Origin of the sequence: Kribbella deserti (assembly GCF_042434725.1) — a bacterium.
GTDB classification, from domain to species: Bacteria; Actinomycetota; Actinomycetes; order Propionibacteriales; family Kribbellaceae; genus Kribbella; species Kribbella deserti.
On the sequence record NZ_JBHLTC010000015.1, the window covers coordinates 1 to 23,425 of the forward strand.

19 protein-coding genes are annotated in these 23,425 nt (G+C 67.4%); 8 read left to right on the forward strand and 11 right to left on the reverse strand.

What is annotated here, in order from left to right; translation table 11 throughout:
• Positions 1-436: 436 nt before the first annotated feature.
• Both ACFFGN_RS13110 and ACFFGN_RS13115 read right to left on the reverse strand, forming a co-directional pair.
• Positions 437-1,066 (reverse strand): winged helix-turn-helix domain-containing protein, encoded by a 630-nt coding sequence (locus ACFFGN_RS13110; RefSeq protein WP_380046977.1) that lies wholly within the window; start codon positions 1,064-1,066, stop codon positions 437-439.
• Positions 1,067-1,365: 299 nt separating this feature from the next.
• Positions 1,366-2,643, reverse strand: coding sequence for a glycoside hydrolase family 18 protein (locus ACFFGN_RS13115; protein ID WP_380046979.1), 1,278 nt, complete (start codon positions 2,641-2,643; stop codon positions 1,366-1,368).
• A 286-nt stretch (positions 2,644-2,929) separates the two neighbouring features.
• Here ACFFGN_RS13115 and arfA point away from each other — a divergent pair, with 286 nt between their 5' ends.
• The 5 genes from arfA (at position 2,930) to glgB (ending at position 10,083) form a co-directional block, all read left to right on the forward strand.
• Positions 2,930-4,069, forward strand: a complete 1,140-nt coding sequence (gene arfA, locus ACFFGN_RS13120; RefSeq protein ID WP_380046981.1) for a channel-forming protein ArfA/OmpATb — start codon at positions 2,930-2,932, stop codon at positions 4,067-4,069.
• A gap of 12 nt (positions 4,070-4,081) precedes the next feature.
• A complete protein-coding gene (locus ACFFGN_RS13125; protein WP_380046983.1) occupies positions 4,082-4,438 on the forward strand; it encodes a sunset domain-containing protein in 357 nt (118 codons plus the stop codon).
• Between the two features lie 203 nt (positions 4,439-4,641).
• The gene (gene treS / locus ACFFGN_RS13130) at positions 4,642-6,345 is read left to right on the forward strand and encodes a maltose alpha-D-glucosyltransferase (RefSeq protein ID WP_380047100.1); all 1,704 of its coding nucleotides are present in this window, start codon (positions 4,642-4,644) and stop codon (positions 6,343-6,345) included.
• Positions 6,342-7,754: a maltokinase N-terminal cap-like domain-containing protein gene (locus tag ACFFGN_RS13135; RefSeq protein WP_380046985.1), complete on the forward strand. Its 1,413-nt coding sequence runs from the start codon at positions 6,342-6,344 to the stop codon at positions 7,752-7,754. Before treS ends, ACFFGN_RS13135 begins: the two co-directional genes overlap by 4 nt.
• Positions 7,755-7,863: 109 nt before the next feature.
• The gene (glgB, locus tag ACFFGN_RS13140; protein ID WP_380046987.1) at positions 7,864-10,083 is read left to right on the forward strand and encodes a 1,4-alpha-glucan branching protein GlgB; all 2,220 of its coding nucleotides are present in this window, start codon (positions 7,864-7,866) and stop codon (positions 10,081-10,083) included.
• 15 nt (positions 10,084-10,098) lie between these two features.
• On the opposite strand, the gene ACFFGN_RS13145 is transcribed toward glgB, so the two are convergent.
• Together ACFFGN_RS13145 and ACFFGN_RS13150 are read right to left on the reverse strand one after the other, a co-directional pair.
• The gene (locus tag ACFFGN_RS13145; protein ID WP_380046989.1) at positions 10,099-11,403 is read right to left on the reverse strand and encodes a hypothetical protein; all 1,305 of its coding nucleotides are present in this window, start codon (positions 11,401-11,403) and stop codon (positions 10,099-10,101) included.
• A gap of 121 nt (positions 11,404-11,524) precedes the next feature.
• The gene (locus ACFFGN_RS13150; protein ID WP_380046991.1) at positions 11,525-12,832 is read right to left on the reverse strand and encodes a hypothetical protein; all 1,308 of its coding nucleotides are present in this window, start codon (positions 12,830-12,832) and stop codon (positions 11,525-11,527) included.
• A 101-nt stretch (positions 12,833-12,933) separates the two neighbouring features.
• On the opposite strand from ACFFGN_RS13150, the gene ACFFGN_RS13155 reads away from it, so the two are divergent.
• Positions 12,934-13,959: an NUDIX hydrolase gene (locus tag ACFFGN_RS13155; RefSeq protein ID WP_380046993.1), complete on the forward strand. Its 1,026-nt coding sequence runs from the start codon at positions 12,934-12,936 to the stop codon at positions 13,957-13,959.
• 80 nt (positions 13,960-14,039) lie between these two features.
• Here ACFFGN_RS13155 and ACFFGN_RS13160 read toward each other — a convergent pair whose 3' ends face one another.
• The 6 genes from ACFFGN_RS13160 to icmA all read right to left on the reverse strand — a co-directional run bounded on the left by ACFFGN_RS13160 (position 14,040) and on the right by icmA (position 21,230).
• The gene (locus tag ACFFGN_RS13160; RefSeq protein WP_380046995.1) at positions 14,040-14,426 is read right to left on the reverse strand and encodes a DUF4870 domain-containing protein; all 387 of its coding nucleotides are present in this window, start codon (positions 14,424-14,426) and stop codon (positions 14,040-14,042) included.
• A complete protein-coding gene (locus tag ACFFGN_RS13165) occupies positions 14,423-15,649 on the reverse strand; it encodes an RNA polymerase sigma factor (RefSeq protein WP_380046997.1) in 1,227 nt (408 codons plus the stop codon). Before ACFFGN_RS13165 ends, ACFFGN_RS13160 begins: the two co-directional genes overlap by 4 nt.
• Entirely contained in the window at positions 15,649-16,014 is a 366-nt protein-coding gene (locus tag ACFFGN_RS13170; RefSeq protein WP_380046999.1) for a YciI family protein, read from the reverse strand. Before ACFFGN_RS13170 ends, ACFFGN_RS13165 begins: the two co-directional genes overlap by 1 nt.
• Positions 16,015-16,800: 786 nt before the next feature.
• Complete coding sequence (locus ACFFGN_RS13175; protein ID WP_380047001.1) at positions 16,801-17,775, reverse strand: tetratricopeptide repeat protein; 975 nt, start codon at positions 17,773-17,775, stop codon at positions 16,801-16,803.
• A 34-nt stretch (positions 17,776-17,809) separates the two neighbouring features.
• A complete protein-coding gene (locus ACFFGN_RS13180) occupies positions 17,810-19,549 on the reverse strand; it encodes an NAD-binding protein (protein WP_380047003.1) in 1,740 nt (579 codons plus the stop codon).
• Positions 19,550-19,556: 7 nt separating this feature from the next.
• Positions 19,557-21,230, reverse strand: coding sequence for a coenzyme B12-dependent isobutyryl-CoA mutase large subunit (icmA, locus tag ACFFGN_RS13185; RefSeq protein ID WP_380047005.1), 1,674 nt, complete (start codon positions 21,228-21,230; stop codon positions 19,557-19,559).
• Positions 21,231-21,430: 200 nt separating this feature from the next.
• Between icmA and ACFFGN_RS13190 the strand changes: the two genes are divergently transcribed.
• The gene (locus ACFFGN_RS13190) at positions 21,431-21,943 is read left to right on the forward strand and encodes a hypothetical protein (protein WP_380047007.1); all 513 of its coding nucleotides are present in this window, start codon (positions 21,431-21,433) and stop codon (positions 21,941-21,943) included.
• A 190-nt stretch (positions 21,944-22,133) separates the two neighbouring features.
• Here the strand turns inward: ACFFGN_RS13190 and ACFFGN_RS13195 are convergent, their stop codons facing one another.
• The gene (locus tag ACFFGN_RS13195; RefSeq protein ID WP_380047009.1) at positions 22,134-22,634 is read right to left on the reverse strand and encodes a MarR family winged helix-turn-helix transcriptional regulator; all 501 of its coding nucleotides are present in this window, start codon (positions 22,632-22,634) and stop codon (positions 22,134-22,136) included.
• A 47-nt stretch (positions 22,635-22,681) separates the two neighbouring features.
• Between ACFFGN_RS13195 and ACFFGN_RS13200 the strand changes: the two genes are divergently transcribed.
• A complete protein-coding gene (locus ACFFGN_RS13200; RefSeq protein ID WP_380047011.1) occupies positions 22,682-23,416 on the forward strand; it encodes a maleylpyruvate isomerase family mycothiol-dependent enzyme in 735 nt (244 codons plus the stop codon).
• The last annotated feature ends 9 nt before the right edge of the window (positions 23,417-23,425 follow it).

The following is a 23,425-nucleotide window of genomic DNA, read 5'->3' on the forward strand; positions in this document are numbered from 1 at the left end:
AACCCCGGGCCCTACCCCATCACCACCACCCGAACCCATTCCTCAACAGGCTCTGCAGCCAGGTAGTCGTACAAAAACTCGGCAGCCGACCCAAAAGCCGGTACCGGCCGACGTCAGCACCGCATTCCGCGTCCGACCGTGGGAAAGGATCTACCCGCACCACCCACCAACGGCGCCACCCACCAACGAAGCGGCCTCCCAGCACGGCCTGCACAGCCACACAACGCACAACGGCGTGACGGCGTGACGGCGTGACGGCGTGACGGTATGACGGCGTGACGGTATGACGCGCACATGCTCGGCGCCACCGCATGCGGTACGTCCGGAACCCGGCCAGACCTCAGCCGTCCCCGGTTCCACGGCTCGGTGGATCGAGAGCTAACCCTTCTTTAGGAGTCTGCTGGACATGATTTCGCCACGAAGATGTCCAGCAGACTCATAAAGAAGTGGCGGGGATCAGGTGGAAGCCGACGCCGCGGACGGCGCGGATGGTGACGGCGGCGCCCAGGTCGGCGAGTTTTTGGCGGAGGCGTTTGACCACCGAGTGGATGTGCGAGCAGTGGCCGAGGTGCTCGTTGCCCCAGACCGCGTGGTGCAGGCCTTCGTAGGTCCATACCTGGCCCGGTCGTTCGACGAGGCAGTGCAGGAAGCCCTGTTCCAGCCGGGTCAGCCGCATCTCGCGGTCCTTCCACCGCACCACCCGCCGGTCGAAATCGAGCTCCAACCCGGCCTCGGACTCCAACGCCGACTCGGACTCCAACGCCGACTCGGACTCCAACGTCGTCTCGGTGTTCAACGCCGTCGCGGTCTTCAGCGCGTCGGCCGCAGGCGCCGTACCGATTTGGGCGGTCACGATTCGTTGGGCGGCCGCCGCCGAGACGACAGTGGGCGCCAGTACGACGGGAGCGGCCCCGGCCGCGCCGGCCATCTCCAGGAAGGCGCGGGCCTGTTCGGCGCTGGACACGAGCAGCAGCGCGTCGGCGTCACTCAGCAGGCGGGCCAATTGCACCCGCTCGGCGGTGGAGGTAGCCACCCCGATGATCAAGGACGAGTCTGGTCTGTCCATGGAGCCCCCTGTTGAAGCGCTTACCGAGATCAGGCAGGCACCAAGTACCGCGAAAGGCGAAGGGATAGTCAAGGGTTTTCCTGCGCCTGAGGGTGGCACAAATGCGACCTGTCCGACCGTGGCCACGCTCAGCAACCGGCGTCGGGGCTCGCGAGCAGCGCGGCCAGGGCCGTCCGGACCACCGCACGGCAACGCGTTCGGACCACCGCACGGCAACGCGTTCGGACCACCGCACGGCAACGCGTCGGGACCTCCGCAGGGCAGTGCGGAGGTCCCGAACGATTAAGCGGGCTGCTGGGTCAGCCGACGGTTTTCACCGCCGTGATCAGTGTTCCCGTGCTGGTATCGCCCGAGAGTTCCCAGAAGAAGGCGCCGCCAAGACCCTGACTGTTGGCGTACGTCATCTTGCTCCGGATCGTGGCCGGGGTGTCGTACCCCCACCACTGGCCGTTGCAGAAGGCGTAGGCGGTTCCGCCGACTGTGCCGGTCGAGGGGCATCGGGTCGAGATGAGCTTGTAGTCCTCGATCCCAGCCTCGTACTTGCCCGGAGCCGCTCCAGTGGCCCTACCGCCGGGAGCCGCCTGAGTGACTCCGGTCCAGCCCCGGCCGTAGAAGCCGATACCCAGCAGGATCTTCGAAGCCGGGATGCCCTTGCTCTTCAGCTTCTGGATCGCGCCGTCGCTGTGGAAACCGGCCTGCGGGATCCCGGCGTACGACGTGAGCGGCGAATGCGGAGCCGTCGGGCCCTGCGGGTTGAACGCGCCGAAGTAGTCGTACGTCATCGGCATGATCCAGTCGAGCTTCTGCGCCGCAAGGGCGTAGTTGGTGGCATCGATCTTGCCGCCGGGTGTGCCGTCCGCGGTGATCGCGGCCGTGACGAGTGCCGACGAGCCGAAGCGGGTCCGCAAGGCGCTGATCACGTTGTTGAAGGCGTTCGGCCCGCTGGCGTCGCAGGTGAGGCCGCAGGCGTTCGGGTACTCCCAGTCGATGTCGATGCCGTCGAAGACGTCGGCCCACCGCGGATCCTCCACCAGGCGGTAGCAGGATTCCGCGAACGCCGCGGGGTTCTGCGCGGCCTGGGTGAAGCCGCCGGACCACGTCCAGCCGCCGAACGACCAGACGACCTTGATGTTCGGGAACTCCCGCTTGAGCTTGCGCAGCTGGTTGAAGTTGCCGCGCAGCGCTCCGGCGTCCCAGGTGTCGGCGACGCCATCGACGGAGGTCGCCGCCGTGTACGCCTTGTCGTACGCCGCGTAGGCGTCGCCCATCGCGCAACGGCCGCCGGTGGTGTTACCGAAGGCGTAAACGATATTGGTCAGCTTCGCGGCGGACCCGCTCGTTTTGATGTTCTTGACGTGGTAGTTCCGGTCGTAGACACCCCACTCGGTGAAGTAGCCGACGACGCGCTTGCCGGCGGCTGGGGCGTTGGTGGCGTCCTGCTGGGCCGAGACGACCTCGCGGATCGGGAAACCGGCGTCAGCCTGGGGCGAGGCGACGGCGGTTCCGGCGGTGGGGACGAGTCCGGCGCCGAGCAGCGCAACCGCGGCGAGAACGGACGGAAGGGGGCGGATTCTCATTGATGTTCCTCCTGGGGGCAGGGCAACTAACCGCACTGTTCCCGGCACTCCTGGTTAACAAACGGAGAATCCTAAATTAAAGCCGCAGGCGACCGGCGGCCCCTGCTCCCCGGAACGACGGCCGGTTCTGTTCCTCTCTGTAACCTCCCTCGTCACCGGCGGCGGGAATCGATGTCCCGGCCGACGCGGATCGAGGTGAGACTGCCGCGCGAAAGAACTCGTCCACGGAGTAATCTCCTGACGCACGGTCACAAGGTTCTTCGCGGACCCCAGACACGGAGGAACAGTGCCAGCATCCTCGGGCGACGCCTCGCCCGGACCCGCCACCCCGTCCGGCCTGGGCGATCGCCGACGGCCGGGGCTGCTGTGGCTGCTGGCTCTTCTGCTGGTGCCGGTTCTCATCGCCGCCGTGGTGTTCGCCGTTCGCAGTGGTCCGGACGAACAGGACCTGCATCGTCGATCGATGGAAGCGCTGGCCGCGGCCGGGATCACCGGCGCCAAGGTCGAGTTCACCGGCCGCGACGCCCGGGTCTCGATCGACGCCGATATCGATCTCGAACAGGTCCGGCAAATCGTTGCCGAGGTCGATGGCGTCGGCACGGTATCCATCGATCCGGCGCTCACGGCCCAGCCGACTCCGTCGCCGTCGGCAACCACCGGCGGCGGCACGTCCGTACCGGTCGAACCCTTCGCGATCGAGCGCACCGGCAACACCATCAAGGTCCAGGCCGTCGCGCCCGACGAGTCCGCCAAGCAGGCCCTGCTGGCCGCGGCTCGCGCGCACCTGCCGGCCGACGGTCAGGTCGTGGACGAGGTCCGGCTCGACCCGGGCGTCGGTCTGCCCGACCTGCAGGCGATCGGCTCGCTGCTCGCCACCTTGGCGCGAGCCAAGGGCGATGTCGCCGTGCGGTACGACGGCAAGGTGGTGACACTCAGCGGAGCCGTCCCGGACCAGGCCACCAAGGCCACCGCCAGCCGTGCCGCCGCCGCGGCCGTGCCCGGCGCCGTACTGGCCAACGAACTCGACGCCCCGAACGTGAAACCGCCGCGGGAGATCGGCGTCTGCGAGAACCCGCAGATCTGGCTCGACCGGTTCGTCGCGCAAAAGCCCGTACTGTTCCGCGGCGGTACGGCGATCACCACCGCCGACGGCCAGCTGACCGTCATCCGGGTGGCCGAGTTACTGCGCCAGTGTGGTTCGGTGCAGATCCAGGTGAACGGGCACACCGACAACCTCGGCCATCCGTCCACCAGTCTGCCGCTGTCGACCGACCGCGCGAACGCGGTGAAAACCCAGCTGGTCCATCTCGGCATCGCCGCGACGCGGATCACCACCAAGGGCCTCGGGCACACCCAGCCGATCGCGCCCAACGACAGCCAGGCCGGCCGGATCGTCAACCGCCGGGCCGATTTCAAGGTTCGCTGAGGAGGCTCGCTGATGCGGTGGCTGTTCCGGCGCGACTGGTGGTGGCAGGCCATCGTCTTCCTGCTCGGCGCCGTACTCGGCTGGCTGCTGTTGAACCGCCGTCGGCCGGCCATTGGCAGTACGACTCCCCCGGTGGAAGTGGAAACGCTCCCGGTACCGGAGAAAACGCCGGAAGCGGGCTCGATCGAAACCCCGGTGGATGGTTCCGCGCCGGATGGGTACCCGATCAAGGGCAGCACACAATCGAAGCTCTTCCATACCGCCGAATCACCGTATTACAGCCGGATCAAGGCGGCGGTGTGGTTCCGGACCGAGGCGGACGCGGTGGCCGCGGGTTTCACCAAGTACGAACGGCGCCGCAAGAAGTAGTACCGCCGGCGCCGTGCCAGTCCAGTTCGGCGGGGCGCAACACATACCAGCCGGCCTGTGGTTCACAATGTCCGGAAGTCCTTCCGGACAGTCAGAATCTCCCCACCGGCGTTCGCCGAAATCCCGTGCACCTGACCCTGCGCGCGATAGCGGTTAGGTTGGACACAAGGGGTCGTAATCAGATGGAGGTGAGCGTGACCGATATGTTGCCGGATCAGCACCCGGGCCTATCCCATGGGCTGCCGAAGAGTGATCCGCTGTGGTTCAAGCGGGCTGTCTTCTACGAAGTGCTGGTGCGGTCCTTCAAGGACTCCAACGCCGATGGCATCGGCGACCTGCAGGGCCTGACCGAAAAACTCGACTACCTCGAGTGGCTCGGTGTGGACTGCCTCTGGCTTCCGCCGTTCTACCCATCCCCCTTGCGGGACGGCGGCTATGACATCTCGGACTACACCGGCGTGATGCCGGAGGTCGGCACGATCGCCGACTTCGCCGCCTTCATGGAGGCCGCGCACTCGCGTGGCATCCGGATCATCGTCGACTTCGTGATGAACCACACCTCGGACCAGCACCCCTGGTTCCAGGCCTCTCGCAACGACCCGGACGGACCGTACGGCGACTTCTACGTCTGGTCCGACACCGACACCGCCTACAGCGACGCGCGCATCATCTTCGTCGACACCGAGGTCTCCAACTGGACCTGGGACCCGGTCCGTGGACAGTACTTCTGGCACCGGTTCTACTCGAACCAGCCGGACCTGAACTTCGAGAACCCGGCCGTCGGCGACGCCATGATCGAGGCGCTGAAGTTCTGGCTCGACCTCGGTGTGGACGGTTTCCGCCTGGACGCCGTGCCGTACCTGTTCGAGGAGGAGGGCACCAACTGCGAGAACCTGCCCAGGACGCACGACTTCCTGAAGCGGGTCCGCAAGGAGGTCGAGGCCAACTACACCGACCGCGTACTGCTGTGCGAGGCCAATCAGTGGCCCGCGGATGTCGTCGAGTACTTCGGCGATCGCGAGTCCGGTGGTGACGAGTGCCAGATGGCGTTCCACTTCCCGGTGATGCCGCGCATCTTCATGGGCGTGCGGCGCGAGTCGCGCTACCCGATCTCGGAGATCCTGGCCCAGACCCCGCAGATCCCCGACACCTGTCAGTGGGGCATCTTCTTGCGCAACCACGACGAGTTGACGCTGGAAATGGTCACCGACGAGGAGCGGGACTACATGTGGGGCGAGTACGCCCAGGACCCGCGGATGAAGGCGAACATCGGGATCCGCCGCCGGCTCGCGCCGTTGCTCGACAACGACGTGAACCGGATGGAGCTGTTCACCGCGATGCTGCTGTCGTTGCCGGGATCACCGATCCTGTACTACGGCGACGAGATCGGCATGGGCGACAACATCTGGCTCGGTGACCGCGACGGCGTGCGTACGCCGATGCAGTGGTCGCCCGACCGGAACGCCTCGTTCTCCACCGCCACTCCGGGCAAACTGCACCTGCCGGTGATCATGGACCCCGTCTACGGCTTCCAGGCGGTCAACGTCGAGGCCGAGATGGAGAACTCCTCGTCACTGCTGCACTGGACCCGGCGAATGATCCAGACCCGCAAGCAGCACCCCTGTTTCGGCATGGGTACGTTTACCGACCTGGGCGGTTCCAACCCGAGCGTGCTGTCGTACATCCGGGAGTTCGGCGATGACGTGGTGCTCTGCGTCAACAACCTGTCCCGGTTCCCGCAGCCGATCGAGCTGGACCTGCGTCAGTACCAGGGTGTCGAACCCGTCGAGTTGCTCGGCGGCGTCCACTTCCCGACCATCGGTGAGCTGCCGTACCTGCTCACCCTCGGCGCGCACGGCTTCTATTGGTTCCGGCTGCCGGTCAATCGTGAGGAGAGCTCTTCGTGACTTCGCATCTGGACCAGGTCCAGTCCTTCTGCGCCGGCCAGCGATGGTTCGGCGAGAAGGGACATGACGTCCACGTCGACGCGCTGGCCACGTCCGCGTGGCTGTCGGACGAGGGCGTCTGGCCGGCGGTCCGGATCGGGTTCGTCTACTGCGCCGGTCCACCCGGCGCGGAGACGGCCATCAGGGTCTACCAGTTGCCGCTCAGCTACCACCGTGAACCGGTGGACAACCTGGGCCACGCGCTGGTCGGCGACTGGGCGGAGCAGGACCTCGGCGACACCCGCGTCTGGGTGTACGACGCCCTGCACGACAAGGAGGCCACGCCGTACTGGCTGGACGCCCTCACCCATGGGCGCACGCTGGACGGCCTGGACTTCCACCCGGTGCATGCTCCCGAGCACGCCACCGTGGTACCGGACGACGCCCAGTCGCTGGTGCTGACCGTCGAGCAGAGCAACACGTCGCTGGTCTTCGGCGACGTGGCCCTGCTGAAGGTGTTCCGCCGGCTCGAACCGGGCAGCAATCCCGGTGTCGAGATCGAGTCGGCGCTCACCGAGGCCGGCTCGGAACTGGTGCCCGAGGTGCTCGGTTCCGTGCGCGGCTCCTGGCCGCGGGCGGGCGGTGGCACCGACTCGGGCGATCTGGCCATGATGACGGCGTTCCAGAAGTCGGCCACCGACGGCTGGAACTACGCCGCGACGTCCGTGCGCGATCTGTACGCCGAGGCCGATCTGCACGCCGAGGAGGTCGGTGGCGACTTCGCGGGGGAATCGCACCGCCTGGGCGCCACCACGGCCATCGTGCACACCGAACTGGCCAAGGCCCTCGGTACCGATGTGTGGGAGTCGGCCGAAATGGCCAAACACGCCGCGGCGATGCGTCGCCGTCTGCTGGTCGCGGTCGAGGCCGTGCCCGAGCTCGGCGAGTTCGCCGAAGGCCTGGGCCGGGCGTTCGACGCGCTCGCGCAGTACGACGATGCCGTGCTGGTGCAGCGGATCCACGGGGATTACCACCTCGGCCAGACGCTGCGCACGATCGACGGCTGGAAGCTGATCGACTTCGAGGGCGAACCCGCCAAGTCCCTGGTGGAACGACGGGCCCTCGATACCCCGATCAAGGACATCGCGGGCATGCTGCGCTCGTTCGACTACGCGGCCAAGAGCCTGCTGGCCGATCATCCCGGTGATCAGCAGATCGCCTACCGGGCGGCCGAATGGGCCAATCGCAACCGGCGTGCGTTCTGCGAGGGTTATGCCGAGGTGACCGGCAGCGATCCGCGCGACCAAGGCGTACTGCTGCGGGCGTTCACGGCCGACAAGGTCATCTACGAAACGTTGTACGAGGCCCGCAACCGGCCGTCCTGGCTGCCGATTCCGTTGGCGGCGGCCGCCCAGCTCAGCCACGAGTGACGCGGCACACGGCCCTTCGGGGTCGTGTGTGCCGGCACAAAGCGGGTACGGGGCGGGTTGCGAGGAAGTTCGTCTTCGGCAAGCACAGCTATCGGGCAGGATGGGGTTCATGGAATCGAGCGAGCGTCAGATCACTCCGGTACCGGTCGACAGTGGTCAGCTCGAACGACTTGTCAGCGGCACCAATCACGACCCGCATCAGGTGCTGGGCCCACACCTCGGCGAGGACTCCGTCACGTTGCGGGTGCTGCGGCCGTTCGCGCAGAGCGTCACCGTCGTCGTTGACGGCGAACGCACCGAACTGCGGCACGAGTTCGACGGCATCTGGGTCGGTGTGCTGGACACGCCGACCGTGCCGGACTACCGCCTCGAGGTGACGTACGGCGACGCCCCGGCGCAGGAGATCGACGATCCCTACCGCTATCTGCCGTCGCTGGGTGAGATGGACCTGCACCTGATCGGCGAAGGCCGGCACGAGCAGCTCTGGACCGTGCTCGGCGCGCATGTCCGCCGCTACGAGGGCCCGACCGGCACCGTGACCGGAACGTCGTTCGCCGTCTGGGCCCCGAACGCGCAGGGCGTCCGCATCACCGCGGACTTCAACTTCTGGGACGGCCGCGCGCATCCCATGCGGTCGATGGGCTCGTCGGGGGTCTGGGAGCTGTTCGTCCCGGGCGTCGGCGCCGGCACCCGCTACAAGTACGACATCTGCGGGCGCGACGGCGTCTGGCGCCAGAAGGCCGATCCGATGGCCAACCTGGCCGAGGTTCCGCCGGCGAACGCCTCCGTCGTGCACGAGTCGACGTACGAGTGGAACGACGACGCCTGGCTCGCCAAGCGGGCCAAGTCGCAGGCCTTTGCCGAGCCGATGAGCGTGTACGAGTTGCACCTCGGCTCGTGGCGCAAGGGCCGGACCTACCGCGAATTGGCCTCCGAGCTGGTCGAATACGTCACCGAGATGGGCTTCACGCACGTCGAGATGATGCCGGTGATGGAACATCCGTTCGGTGGTTCGTGGGGCTACCAGGTCACGTCGTACTTCGCGCCGACCTCGCGCTTCGGCGATCCGGACGACTTCCGTTACCTGGTGGACGAGCTGCACCGCGCCGGTATCGGCGTGATCATGGACTGGGTGCCCGCGCACTTCCCGAAGGACGCCTGGGCGCTCGCGCGCTTCGACGGGACCCCGTTGTACGAGCACCCTGATCCGCGCCGGGGCGAACAGCCGGACTGGGGCACGCTCGTGTTCGACTTCGGTCGTCCGCAGGTGCGGAACTTCCTGGTGGCGAACGCGCTGTACTGGGCCGAGGAGTTCCACATCGACGGCCTGCGGGTCGACGCGGTGGCCTCGATGCTCTACCTGGACTACTCCCGCAGTGACGGCCAGTGGGTGCCGAACCAGTTCGGCGGCCGGGAGAACCTGGAGGCCGTCTCGTTCCTGCAGGAGATGAACGCCACTATCTACCGGCGCGTGCCGGGCGTGGTGACGATCGCCGAGGAATCCACCTCATGGCCGGGCGTCACCCGGGCCACGCATCTGGGCGGCCTCGGCTTCGGCTTCAAGTGGAACATGGGCTGGATGAACGACTCGCTCCGCTACCTGGAGCACGATCCGATCCACCGCCAGTACCACCACCACGAGTTGACGTTCTCGATGATGTACGCGTACTCCGAGAACTTCGTGCTGCCGCTGTCCCACGACGAGGTTGTGCACGGCAAGGGCTCGTTGCTGCGCAAGATGCCGGGAGATCGGTGGAAGCAGCTCGCGAACCTGCGGGCCTACCTGTCGATGATGTGGGCTCACCCGGGCAAGCAGTTGCTCTTCATGGGTTGCGAGTTCGGCCAGGAGTCGGAGTGGTCCGAGAAGGGCGAGCTCGACTGGTGGCTGCTGGACCACACCGACCACCAGGGCATGCAGCGCCTGGTCAAGGACCTCAACGGCGTCTATCGCGCCAACGAGGCCCTGTGGGGTACCGATCACGACCCGGCGGCGTTCTCCTGGATCGACGCGAACGACGCCGCGAACAACGTTTTCTCGTTCGTGCGGTTCGGCCCGGACGGGTCCGCGATCGCCTGCGTGGTGAACTTCTCCGCCGTACCGCATCACGGCTACCGGCTGGGCCTGCCGTTCGAGGGCCAGTGGCGCGAGGTGCTGAACTCCGACGCCCATGAGTACGGCGGTTCGGGTGTCGGCAACTTCGGTGGTGTCACCGCGGGTGGTCCCCCGTGGCACGGCATGGCCTGCAGCGCCGAGCTTTCCGTACCTCCGCTCGGCGCCGTCTGGCTCAGCTACTCCCCCGAGATCAAGCCCCCGGTCGAGCTCGCTTAACGCACTGACAGGTGCTTACCGCACTGACAGGTAGAACACCGGGCTGAAGGCGGCTCCGACGGTCAGACCCGAACTGGTCTTGACCGCGGGGCTGTACCAGCGGAAGGCCGTCAGACCGCGACGCTTCCAGGTGATCGCTACCGAACCCTTGCCCGCGGCAAGCGTCTTGTAGGTCACGCCGGTCCATACACCCGTGGTGCTCTTGGCCTGCAGGAGTGCGCGCTGGCTACCACCCGGCAGCACCGAGAGGTACGCCGTCGCGGGCTTGCCGTAGGCAACCACCGAGCTGAGGAACTTCGCCGCGACCACCTTCGTGGTGGCGGTGATGGTGCGCGGCAGACTGGCCACGCCGTAGTCCAGCGAGGTGGTGGTCTTCGCGTTCGGTACGACGACCCGGTACTGCCGGGTGCCGGGGTTCGTCACGCGGTAGCTGAACTTGCCGACGGCATCGGTCTTGGTGGTGCCGACAACGCCCCACGGGCTCGCGCTGTCCTTGCGTGCCTGGACCACGACGAGTCGCGGGTTGGGCTCGACCTGCTCGATTCCGCAGTTGCCGTTCCAGTAGGTGTAGTACAGCTGGTTCAGCAGAACCACGCCGCTCAGCGTGAAGGTCTGGCCGTACGTCGTGGTGGTGGGCGCCGTCGTCTTCAGCCCTGCGGTGTTCAGCTCGAACCCGACGTAGTTCTCGTCCGTCCACGGACTCGGCCACTCGTTCGAGGTGTTGATCCACAGCAGACTCGGTACACCCGGCGCCGGGAAGGAGAACTTCGACGACGAGGTGACCGCCGAGATCTTCGGCGTGCAGTTGACCAGCAATTTGGTGGCGTACTTCAGCGGTACGGAGACGTCCAGCGGGTCATTGGGCGTGAGGTCGTCCTTCTGCTCCAGCGTCGTACCGCCCTGCACCGTGTTGCCGGGGCCGAAGGTGACTCCGGTCGGGATGGCGCGCGGCACGTACTGATCGAACTTCTTCGACTCGCCCTTCGCGCCGTTCGAGTCGGTGACGACGATCTGGCTGCTCCAGGTGGCGTCGTACGTCGGGGCGAACTTCGTCACCGGCACGATCAGCTCGTCCGGCGCACCCGCGGCGGTGGCGCCGAGCTCGAGCGGGCTGCCGCCGTTGGTGGTGATTGCGACCTTGTCGCCCAAGGGGGAGGTCCAGGTGATCTTCACCGCCGAGTGCGCGGCATCGGCCCAGGCGAGCTTCACGTCGCTGACCGCGCTCGCGGTGGCGGCAGTAGCCAGGGCTGAAGCGGGAGCGAGGTTCACGGCCGCGAAGGCGGACAGCAGGCCTACCGCGGCGATGGAACGCTTCTTCATGGTGATGACTTTCCCTCTCATCCAGAAACCCGTACCTCTCCTACGATGCGAACCCACTCCGGAAAGTTGCGCCCAACGCCAAGCGACCCGGCCTCCACGCCGGGTCGCTGACGACAGAGCGCTAGCGCACGGTCAGGTAGAACGACCCGGTGAAGACGGCTCCCACGGTCAGTCCCGAGCTGGTCTTGCTCGCCGGCACGTACCAGCGGAACGGCGTGACACCACGGCGACGCCAGGTGATCGTGGCATAACCCTTGCCACCGGCAAGCGTCTTGTAGGTGACTCCGGCCCAGGCTCCCGAGGTGTTCTTGGCCTGCAACAGCGCACGCTGGTTGCTACCGGGCAGCACCGACAAGTACGCCGTGGCGGGCTTGCCGTACGCAACTGTGGCCGTAAGGAACTTGGCCGACAGCACCTGCGTGGTCGCCGCCACCGTACGGATGCCACTGGTCACACCCAGATCCAGCGAGTCGTTGGTCTTGCGAGTCGGTACGACCGACCGGTACTGCCGCGTGCCCGGGTTCGTCACCTGGAAGCTGTACCGGCCTCCGGCCCCGGTACTGGTGGAGCCGACAACACCCCAGGCGCTTGAACTGTCCTTGCGGGCCTGGATCACCACGGGCCGCGGTTCCGGCACCACCGGGCCGATACCGCAGTTGCCCTGCTCATGGGTGAAGAACGCCTCCAACTGGGTGACGGTCCCGGTCAAGGTGAAGGCCTGACGGTACGTCGTCGAGGTCGGCGCCGCGGTCGAGATCCTCGCCCGGTCGATACCGAAGCCGGAATAGTTCTCGTCCACATAAGGCGCGGGCCACTCGTTCGAGGTGTCGATCCAGAGGCGGGCGGCCAGGCTCGGCAGCGGGATGGAGAACGACGGTGAGCTGGAGGTCGCGTACTTCGTCCGGGTGCAGTCGACCAGGATGTTCGGCCGGTACCGCAGCGGCACGGGCACGGCCACGTCCAGCGGGTCATTCGGAGTGGCGTCGGGCGTCGTGTCGACGTCCGCGGTGCCCTGCAGGCTGCTGCCACTGATACCGACCCCGGCCGGCTTCGCGCGCGGTACGTGCTGGTCGAACTCCTTGGACGAGGCGGACGCACCAGCCGAGTCCGTAACGATGATCTGGGCCTTCCGGCTCGGGTCGTACGTCGGATGGAACTTGCTCACCGGTACGACCAGCTGGTCGGCCGCCCCGGCGGCGGTGGTCCCGAGCAGCTCAGGCCCGTACGAAGTGGTCAACTCGACCTTGTCGGCGAGCGGCGAGGTCCAGGTGATCTTGATCGCCGTGCGGCCGGCATCGGCCCACGCGAGCGTGACTCCACTCACCGCGCTGACCGCGCCGGCAGCCGCCGGAGCGGCCGAGGCGGGCGCGAGGTGCAGGGCTGTGAGCGCCGGCAGCAAACAAGCCACCGCGATCGAACGCTTCTTCATGATGTTTCCTTACTGAGGTCGCCCGAGTTTTCCAGCTACCTCCTACGATGCGCCCCCGGGCGGCAAAGTTGCGCTCACCGGCGCTGGGGTAGCGTTCGGACGTGACCGCCGTACCGCCGCAGCCGACCCTGACCGATGGCGAGATCACGCTACGCCCGTGGCGTGAGGACGATATCGACGTCGCGCACCAACTGGCCGACGCCGAGATCTCGCACTGGTTCGACTTCGAGGGCCTGCCACCACGAGAGGGCCTCGCCGAAGCGGTCGAGCGCTGGCACCAGCAGTACGACGACAACCGGTCCACGGTGAACTTCGTGATCGAGGTCGACGGCGAAGCCGGCCCCGCGGGCAACGTGGAGGTCCGGCAGACCGCTCCGGGCGTCGGCGAGCTGTCCTGGACAACGTACGAGCCGTACCGCGGTCGGCGCCTCGCACCTCGCGCGGTGCGCATGCTCATCACCTACGCCTTCGGCGAGCTGGGCCTGGACCGGGTCCACGCCGAGATTGACGCGGAGAACCGGGCCTCGATCGCTGTAGCCATCCGAGCCGGGTTAAGGCGCGAGGGCCGGTTGCGCGGCTCCGCGACGCTCAAGGGCGCTAGACGCGACATGCTGATCTTCGGCCTGCAGAAGGACGATCCGGCGCCCGATACGCTCCCGGGCTGGACTGCCCAGATGGACACGCTGCTGCCCAAGAAGCGGGTCATCGCCCACGTAGTAGTCCGGGATACCGCCAACCGGATCTTGCTGTGCACTACGGGCTTCAAGCGCGACTTGGAGCTTCCCGGCGGCGTAGTAGAGCCCAACGAGGATCCAGCCGCGGGAGCCCGTCGCGAGGTCGTGGAAGAGCTGGGCATGGAACTACCCGTGGGACAGGTTGTCGCGATCGACTGGCTTCCACCCTGGCACGGCTGGGGCGACGCGATCGAGATCCTGTACGACGGTGGAGTCCACCCGCCCGAGCTACTCGAACAACTCCAGCCGGACGGGCGGGAGATCCTCAAGGCCGACTGGTACGACGCCGACCAGCTCAAGGGTCTGGTATCGCCGTTGAACGAACGACGCCTTCCGCGCGTACTGGCCGAGCCGAACCGTCTGCACCAGCTCCGCGACGGCAACCCCGAGTAGGCGCTTCATCGCGCTACTGAGCCTTGGCGGGCGTTGCTGGGCTACCGGACGCTACTCGGACTGGCTGACGCTGCTGGGGATTAGCGGACCAGGCGGATCGTGAGCGGGTAGCGATAGTCGCGGCCGTCAGCGGCGGCCAAGGTGGCCAGGATGATGAAGACGAGCGCGGCGATGGCTACGACGACCCCGACCGGGATAACCACGAACATGCCGAGGCCGAACGTCACAACCGACAGGATCACCGCCACCGCGCTGTAGATCAGCAGGCTGATCTGGAAGTTCAGCGACTCCAGGGAGTGCCGGCGGATGAACTCGGAGCGGTCGCGGTGGATCAGCCAGATCACCAGCGGGCACAGAAAGCCCATCGCGAACCAGGCCGCGACCAGCGAACCGATATGCGCGGCGAGGGCCCAGTTGCGCTCCTCGGAGGCGGTCAACGGCCGGGGTGGAACAGGACCTTGGCTCATAGCGGAAGTGAATCACGCCGGCGGCGCAGAAATCGCCGTTCCGTTTCGCTCGCGGTCAGATCGATAGCAGCCTGATACGCCGCCGCGGCCTCCGCCGTACGGCCCAGACGACTCAGTACGTCGGCCCGCGTCGCAGGCAGGTACGCGTAGGCCTTCAGCGCGGGCGATTCCCCCAAGGCGTCGAGTTCCTCCAGCACCGCGACCAGGTCCGCCTCGGGTACGAGACTGCGCGCGGCCGCGCGGTTCAAGGCGACGATCGGGGTCGGCCAGAGCGCCATCATCGCGTCGTACATCCGGACCACCTGCGCCCAGTCCGTCTCCTCCCAGGACCGTGCGGTGACGTGGAGCCCGGCAATCGCCGCCTGCAGGGCGAACCGGCCGTGCCCGGCCTTGAGCGCCGCCGTCGCCCGGGCGACTCCCTCCGCCAGCAGCCGGGGATCCCAGCGGGAGCGGTTCTGGTCGGCCAGGAGCACCAGTTCGCCGTCCTCGCTCACCCGGGCGTCTCCCCGGGCCTGCGTCATCAGGAGCAGCCCGAGCAGGGCTTGCGGCTCCGGCTCGGCCGGAATCAGCCGAACCAGCATGCGAGCCAGGTCGATCGCCCTTCCGGTCAGGTCCGGCCGGATCAGCTCAGGCCCGGCCGCGACGTGTCCGGCGGTGTAAACGAGATGCACCACGGTGAGTACGGCGTCCAGGCGTGCGGGCAGTTCCGCGTCGGACGGGATGCGGTACGGAATACCCGCGGCGCTGATCTTCTTCTTCGCCCGGGTGATTCGCGCGGCCGCGGTGGGCTCCGGAATCAGAAGGCCGGCGGCCACCTCGCGAGTGGTCAGTCCGCAGATCAGCCGCAGGGTCAACGCGACCTGGGATTCCTGGGCCAGCGCCGGGTGGCAACAGGTGAAGACCAGGCGCAGTGGATCGGTCGGGCGCTCGCCTTCCGAATCCGGCGCGGCGTCCTCGATCAGCAGCGGCAGTTTGCGGCGCAGGTTCGTCTCCCGGCGCAACCGGTCCAGCGCCAGCCGCCGCGCGACGGTGGTCAGCCACGCGGCCGGGTTGTCCGGAACCCGATCGGGCCAGGTCCGCAACGCCTGTACGAAGGCGTCCTGCGCGCAGTCCTCGGCCAGGTCGAAGTCCCGGGTGAGCCGCACGGTCGAGGCCAGCACCGCGGACCAGTGCCCGCGGTGCGCCTCGTCGACCAGACGCGCGATATCGCGCGCGTCGGACATCAGCTCGGAGCTTCGCCCGAGGTGTCCATGACCGGCCGTACCTCGACATTGCCCGACGGGCAGAGCTTCGCCAGCTCCAGCGCCTGATCGAGATCACGAGCCTCGATCAGGTAGAACCCACCGAGCGCCTCCTTGGTCTCGATGAACGGCCCATCGGTGACCAGCGCCTCGCCGCCCTCCTTGTTCCGCACGGTGGACGCCGTCGTCGAGCGATCCAGCGCCTCACCACCGGTGATACTGGCCCCGGCCGCCTCGACCGCCGCCGCGAAGTCGTTGTGCAACCTCATCGTGCTCTCCCACGCCTCGGGCGTGAGCTGGTCGTACCACTCCTCGGAGTCGAACAACATGAACATGTACTGCGCCATGACTGGCTCCCTCTCTCGGGTCTGCTGACATCTTCCCGACGAACAACCCCGAGCGGAATCGACAACACGCGCATTCCCCGTCCGACCATCGCAAGCTCCTCCACCCCAACCCACCGCAGGTCGGTGACCAACCTTCCGACGGTCGGACGCGAAATCCCGCGTCCGACCATCGCAAGGTCCTCCACCCCAACCCACCGCAGGTCGGTGACCAACCTTCCGACGGTCGGACGTGAAATCCCGCGTCCGACCATCGCAAGGTCCTCCACCCCAACCCACCGCAGGTCGGTGACCAACTTTCCGACGGTCGGACGTGAAATCCCGCGTCCGACCGTCGCAAGGTTGTCCACCTGAACCGTTGCAGGTTGGTGACTAACTTTCCGGTGGTCGGAGGTGAAATCGCGAGGGCTGGGCGTGGGAGTGGCTGGCCATCGGGAAGGTGGGTTACCACTCCGGAATCCCAGGTGGTAACCCATGCTCCGAGTGGCCATCCGCTGCGAGCGACCCGCTCAACCGGCATGACGGCCTTCAACGGCCGCACTATTCCGACACCCCGCGCTGTTTGGGCGGCCCGGTGCCGGGTTTTCGCATGGCTACCCGGAATTGGTGTCCCCGCTACCGAGTTGTTGTGCCGCTACCCGGTTGCAGCCGGGTAGTCGAGCAAAAACTCGGTAGCCGACCCGCCTGGACCACCCGCCAACCAGCGCGCCCACGCCACCCGGCGCGGAGCGTGCGGGACCTCCCGAACCCGGCAGGCCCCACCCGTCGCCCTAGCCAAGCAAGAACCTCTTAGAAGAGCACCATCATCAGCCGCTGCCGGGCCCGTACGACGCGCTCGTCGTCAGCCCCAACCACCTCGAACAGCTCGAGCAAATGCACCCGAGCCTTGTTCCGATCCTCACCAGACGTGTTCTGGATCGTCGTGATCAACCGGCTGAAGGCGTCTTCAACGTGACCACCCATAAGGTCCACGTCCGCCACCAGCAGCTGCGCCTCAACGTCCTCAGGATGATCCGCCGCCTTCGTACGGAAATCCGCAGGCACATCCTGCGTCCGCTTCACCAACAGCACCCGCGACAACCCAGCCTTGGCCTCGGCGTCGCCCGGCGACTGCGCCAGAATCTCCTCGTACGCCGCGATAGCGCCATCCAGATCACCCGCGCCGACCGCGTCCTCGGCCTTCACGAACCGCTCGTCCACCACCGGCTCGGCGTTCGCGGGACCAGCCGGGCCGACCGGCTGAGCGCGCCCGGTGATTCCGTTGGCGACGGCAACGGTCACCAGCTGCTCGACGTACTGACGGGCCTCCGGCTCACCGACCGGCCCCTGGAACAACGGGACGACCTGCCCGCGCAGAACGCCGATGACAAGGGGCACGGTCTGTACGCCGACCGCCTGGGCGAGGCCCGGGTTCGCGTCGATGTCGATCCGGGCCAGCAGGAACTTGCCGTCGTACTCGGTCGAGAGCGCGGTCAGAATCGGGGCGAGCTGGTTCGAGGCGCCGGAACGCGGGGACCAGAACTCGACGATCACCGGGTGCTGCAGCGACCGCTCGATCACGTCCGCCTGGAACGTCGGCTCGTTGACGTCCAGCACATACGGCCCCACACCCGCACCAGCGCCGGAACCGCCCGGGCCGGAAGCACCTGGGGCGCCGGGAGTGCCGGGAGCGCCGGGTCCACCCGCAGGGGCCGGGCGCGTAGGTGGCTTGCGCAGGGCCGAGAGGTCGATGGCTCCGGGCCGGGAGAAGTTCGCCTGGCTCACCGCTGTCCTCCGCTGAATCGGTCACTTCTTACGTTCATGGTTCCATCCTCTCCGACTGGGTCCCACCACGTGGTGCGCGGGTGGCCAGCAAGAGCCGGGCAAGGCCGCTGCGGGTGGCAGCGACGGCGATGCGCAGGCCTGGTTCGACCGGCGCGTACGAGCGCGGTTCCCAGTCCCAGTCTGCTTCGCGACGGCCGACCGGCGGCTTGCGGATCGCCATGATGCGGGACTGGCCGCGTTCCTGGAGCTCGCCCAGCCGGCGGCCGACGGCAACGGAGTTCGGCTCGACCACCACCTCCGTGAGCAGCAGAACGCGACGACCGGCCGGTACGGTCGCCTGCGCGAGACGGTTCGAAACCGCGGCGGCCACGGCCGGTGCGACCAGCATCGACACCGACCGGCTGGTACCGATGTTCAGGCGGCGCTCCACCCGTTGGGCCAGGTCATGGTCGAACATGCGCATGGTGATCTTGGCGTCGGGGTTGAGCCCGCGAACCACCATCGCCGTTTCGAGATTGGTGATGTCGCCATCGGTGATAGCGAGCAGCGCCATACAACGGGAGGCTCCGGCGGACCGCAGGGTTTCCTCGGTACTGCCGTCGCCGATGATCACCGGAATACGCAACCGATGCGCTGTCTGTACGCCGGGAGCGTTCTCGTCCTTCTCGATACCGACCACGGCCACACCGCGTTCGGTCAGCAGTTCGAGCACGCGCGCGCCGACCGTACCCAGGCCGGACACGACCACGTGGTTGCGCGGTTTACCGCGAACCCCGCCGATGACCCGGCTCAACCGCGCGCCGATCAGCGAGTCGACCACGACCGCGGTCAGCAGCGCGACCAGCACGATGCCGATCAGTTGTACGCCGACCGCGACCACCTTGACCCAGGGATCAGCGTGGACGAACAGGTCGTCCTCGATACCGGCCGAGGTCACCGCGCCGAGCGCCAGGTACAACGCGTGCAGCCAGGTCACGTCCGGGCCGGTGTTCATCGCGATCGCCATCGTGCCGCCCAGCGCGACCGCGGCCATCACGGCCATGATCCAGCGCACCCGGCGATCGAAGACGTCGTCGCGAATGGCGATCATCAACCCGGCCCGGCGGACGTCCTTGGTGATGGATTGCCGCCTGGTGCTCGTACCCAGCACCACATCGGCGGTTGGGTCATCGCTCGAATCCGGCAGCAGGTCCGGCCGTGCGGACGAGGTCGTATCGGCGAGCACGGTCAGGTGCGGCGCTTTGATCCGTTCGGCCGGACCGGCGACCAACCGGCGACCGCCGAGGTCGGTCCAGATCAGCTCGTCTTCTTCCAGCGCGTCCGCGACGAAGGCGGGCGCGGCGAGGGACGGACCGGAGATGACAACACAATCCCCGAGCAGCGCGTGCAGCTGTTCCCCGATGCGGGGATTGACCATCTGCACGATGATCCGGAGTTTCGGATCCAGGTCGCGTGCGGTCAGGGCCGCATGCACGTTGCGAACGTCGTTGGTGTCGAGCAGAACCAGCGCGCGAGCCGCCGAACGGCCGCCGTCGGTCGCGCCGATGCCGGCCCGGACCAGCACGTTCTCGCTCAGGACCCGGACGCCGATCTCCTGGTCGGCCAGCTCGCCGATGCGCTCGAAATGACGTGAGTCGGGATTGACGATGGCGGTGACGCGTTCACCGGAGTCGACCAGTTCCGAGACGACCCGCAGCGTCGTACGGTCCGAACCACAGACGACGACGCTGCGGCCGTCGGAAGACGGCTGACGGCCCGCCGGAACGGGCCGCACAACCGAGTCAGAACCGGGCGGGTTCTCGGTACTCTCCCCATTCGGCGCGGAGGACGTCGCAAATCTCCCCCATCGTGGCCTCCGCACGCACCGCCTCCAGCATGGGCTCGATCATGTTGCCGGTCCCTCTGGATGCCTCGACCAGCGCCGACAGCGTACGCCGCACAGAGGCCTCATCGCGCTTTGCCTTGCGCGCCGCGAGCACACGGCACTGCTCCACCTCGACCTCGTGGCTGACCCGGAGAATCTCCAGCTGGCCCGAGACCGTGTCGGTGTGCGTGTTGACGCCGACGATCTTCTTCTCGCCCTTCTCCAGCTTCTGCTGGTACTCGAAGGCGGCGTCGGCGATCTCGGACATGAACCAGCCGTCCTCGATACCGCGCAGCAGGCCGCCGGTGATCGTGCCGTCGGGGCTCATGTCCTTGATCCGCTGGAAGATCTCCTCGGCCTCGGCCTCGATCTTGTCGGTCAGCGCCTCGACGTACCACGAACCGCCGAGCGGGTCCGCGACGTTGATGACGCCCATCTCCTCCATCAGCACCGCCTGGGTCCGCAGCGCGATCTCCGCCGACTCCTCGGTCGGCAGCGCCAGGGTCTCGTCGAGCGCGTTCGTGTGCAGCGAGTTCGTACCACCGAGGACCGCGGCGAGGGCCTCGATCGCCGTCCGCACCACGTTGTTGACCGGCTGCTGCGCGGTGAGCGAAACCCCCGCGGTCTGGGTGTGGAACCGCAGCCACTGCGCCTTCTCGGTCTTCGCGCCGTACACGTCGCGCAGCCAGCGAGCCCAAATCCGGCGACTGGCCCGGAACTTCGCGATCTCCTCGAAGAAGTCGAGATGACTGTCGAAGAAGAACGAAAGCCCCGGCGCGAACTTGTCGATGTCGAGACCACGCGACAGGCCGAGTTCGACGTACCCGAAGCCGTCGGCGAGCGTGTACGCGAGCTCCTGCGCGGCGGTCGAACCGGCCTCGCGGATGTGATAGCCCGACACGCTCAGCGGCTTGTACGCCGGAATGTTGTGCGCGCAGTACTCCATCAGGTCGCCGATCAGGCGCAGATGCGGCTCGGGCGGGAAGAGCCACTCCTTCTGCGCGATGTACTCCTTGAAGATGTCGGTCTGCAGCGTGCCGTTGAGCTTGGTGATGTCGGCACCCTGGCGCTCGGCCGCGACCAGATACATGCAGAACGCCGGTACGGCAGGGCCGGAGATCGTCATCGAGGTGGTGACGTCCTGCAGCGGAATGTCCTTGAACAGGCGATCCATGTCGATGGCCGAGTCGATCGCGACACCACAGTGCCCGACCTCGCCCAGCGACTTCGGATCATCGGAGTCGCGGCCCATCAACGTCGGCATGTCGAACGCGACGGACAGACCGCCACCGCCGGAGTTGAGGATCATCTTGTAGCGCTCGTTGGTGTCCTCGGCGTTACCGAATCCGGCGAACTGGCGGATCGTCCAGGTCCGGCCGCGATAGCCAGTCGCGTACAGACCACGGGTGAACGGGAACTCGCCCGGCCAGCCGATCCGCTCCATCCGCGGGTCGTCGTACCCCTCGGGTGGGCCGTAGACCGGCTCGACCTCGGTCCCGGACAAGGTGGTGAAATCGGCGATCCGGCGCTTGGAAGCGTCGTACCGCTGCTGCCACCGGCTCCGGCCGGCTGCGATGTCGTCGGCATGCATGTGTCAGACCTCCTGGCTGCTCGCTCCCAAACTACTAGGACGTCCTACTAATTCCCAGTCCTGATCCGATCGTTCGATCAGGAAAACGATGAACCTTCGAGCGGTCTCGAAACGATTGGCCTCTTCCGGCCCGGCCGATTGGCTGGTGCCGCGGCCGGAACGCCCGGCCCGCCCCCGCACCTGCACGCTGGAGGGAACCCTTGAAGAACTTCCGCACAACCCTCACCACGATGATCGCGATGGCCTCGGGGGCCGTCGCGCTGACCGCGGCCGCGCCCGCCAGCGCCGTCGTGCCAACAGAGCCGGCGCGGACGAGTGGTACGTCGGCCCCGGCCGCGGGTTGTTACGCCGCCGGCACCAGGTCGATCCCGATCGACGGGACCGGCTGGGTGACGCGCAACGTGTACTCCTGCCACGTCTACCGCAGTACCCAGTTGTGGCACATCTTCGGCGACGGTGGTTATGCCGATGAGAACAGCATTCTGAACGCCGGCCGCAACTGGTTCGTCTGCCAGATGAAGTCGGGTCTGCTCAACAACCCGCCGGTGGGCAGCGCCGTCAACAACCACTGGGTCTACACCCTTGGCGACCGAGGCGGGTGGGGCTGGTTCCCCGCGACGCACATCTCCAGCGGCGGCAACTGGAGCCCGATCCCCGGCGTGCCGAGCTGCCCGCCGGCCTTCTACCACCAGGGACCGGGCGGCCCGGCCTAGGTCAGTGCGGGCGGCTTCTGCTCCTCGGGGGTCCAGAAGCCGCCCGCGCGTCGGCCATGTGAAGACCCGCACGCTGCGGTCTTCTGAAGACCCGCACGCTGCGGTCTCCTGAAGAACCGGCACGCTTCGGTCTCCTGAAGAACCGGCACGCTTCGGTCTCCTGAGGACCCGCGCGCTTCGGTCTTCGAGGTCAGAAGTCGCCGGCGTTGTGGCGCAGGGGTTCGAGCACGGACCAGAGCATGCGCAACTGCTCGTCGGTCAGCCCGCTCAGCGCGAAGTCGGCTTTGACCAGGTCGGCCGTCGCCTTCTCCACCAGTTCCCGCCCGGCCGGGGTGATCTCGCACAGCACGGCACGACCGTCGTCGGGATGCGGCGCACGAGTCACCAGGCCGGCCGTTTCGAGGCGGCGCACGATCGAGGTCACCGAGGTCGGGTGGACCTGCAGCCGCTCGCCCATCTTGCCCAGCGGCAGCGAACCACGCCGCGAGAACGTCAGCAGCACCAGCGCCTCGAACCGGGCGAAGGTCAGTCCGTGCCCGCGCAGCAGGTCGTCCAGCTCACCGATCACGATCTGCTGGGCCCGCATCAGCGAGGTGACGGCACGCATCTGCTCGACCGCGCCCCAACGCCGCGCCCATTGCCGGGACGCCTCGTCGATCGGGTCGAACGGCAGCGCTTTCTTCCTCGCCATGGGCGCAGAGTACCGAAACTGTCGGAGGCCGCTGGCACACTCGGCGCATGCTGACGCCAGAGTTCTACCTGAGAACCCTTCGAGCCGACGCCGGCCGCCTGGCCGAGGTGGCGCGGATGGGCCTGAAACAGGAGGTTCCGTCCTGCCCAGGCTGGACGGTCGAAACGGTGGTCCGCCACACCGCGATGGTCTACCTGCACAAGGTCGAGGCCATCCGCCGCAACGCGCGGCCCGACCCGTGGCCACCGACGGACCTGGACGATCGCAACGCCCTCGAGCTGTACGACGACGCGACCGCGCGGCTCTTCGCCCAGCTCACCGAGTCGGGCCCATCGGCGCCGAGCTGGACCTGGTGGCCCGAGGACCAGACCAGCGGCTTCTGGTTCCGCCGGATGGCGCAGGAGACCGCCGTGCACCGCGTCGACGCCGAACTGGCGCACGACGTGCTCACGCCGATCGACTCGGAGCTGGCCCTCGACGGCATCGACGAGGTGCTGCGGTTGATGCTCGGCGGCGAGTGGGACGAGGGCGATACCAAGTATCCGGTGAACGCCACGATCCGCCTCACGTCCGACGGCCGCTCCTGGACCGTCGCCCTGTCCGGTACCGAGGTGACGGTGACGGGCGGCACAGAGGGTGAGGTGGTCGCCGAGATCTTCGGCGAGCCGGATGCGTTGCTGTTGTGGCTGTGGGGCCGCCGTGCGGACGACGCCGTCGAGGCGGCCGGTTCCGCCGATGTCGCCCGGCAGTTCCGCGCCCGCCTGAAGGAGGCCACTCAGTAGCGGCCCTGG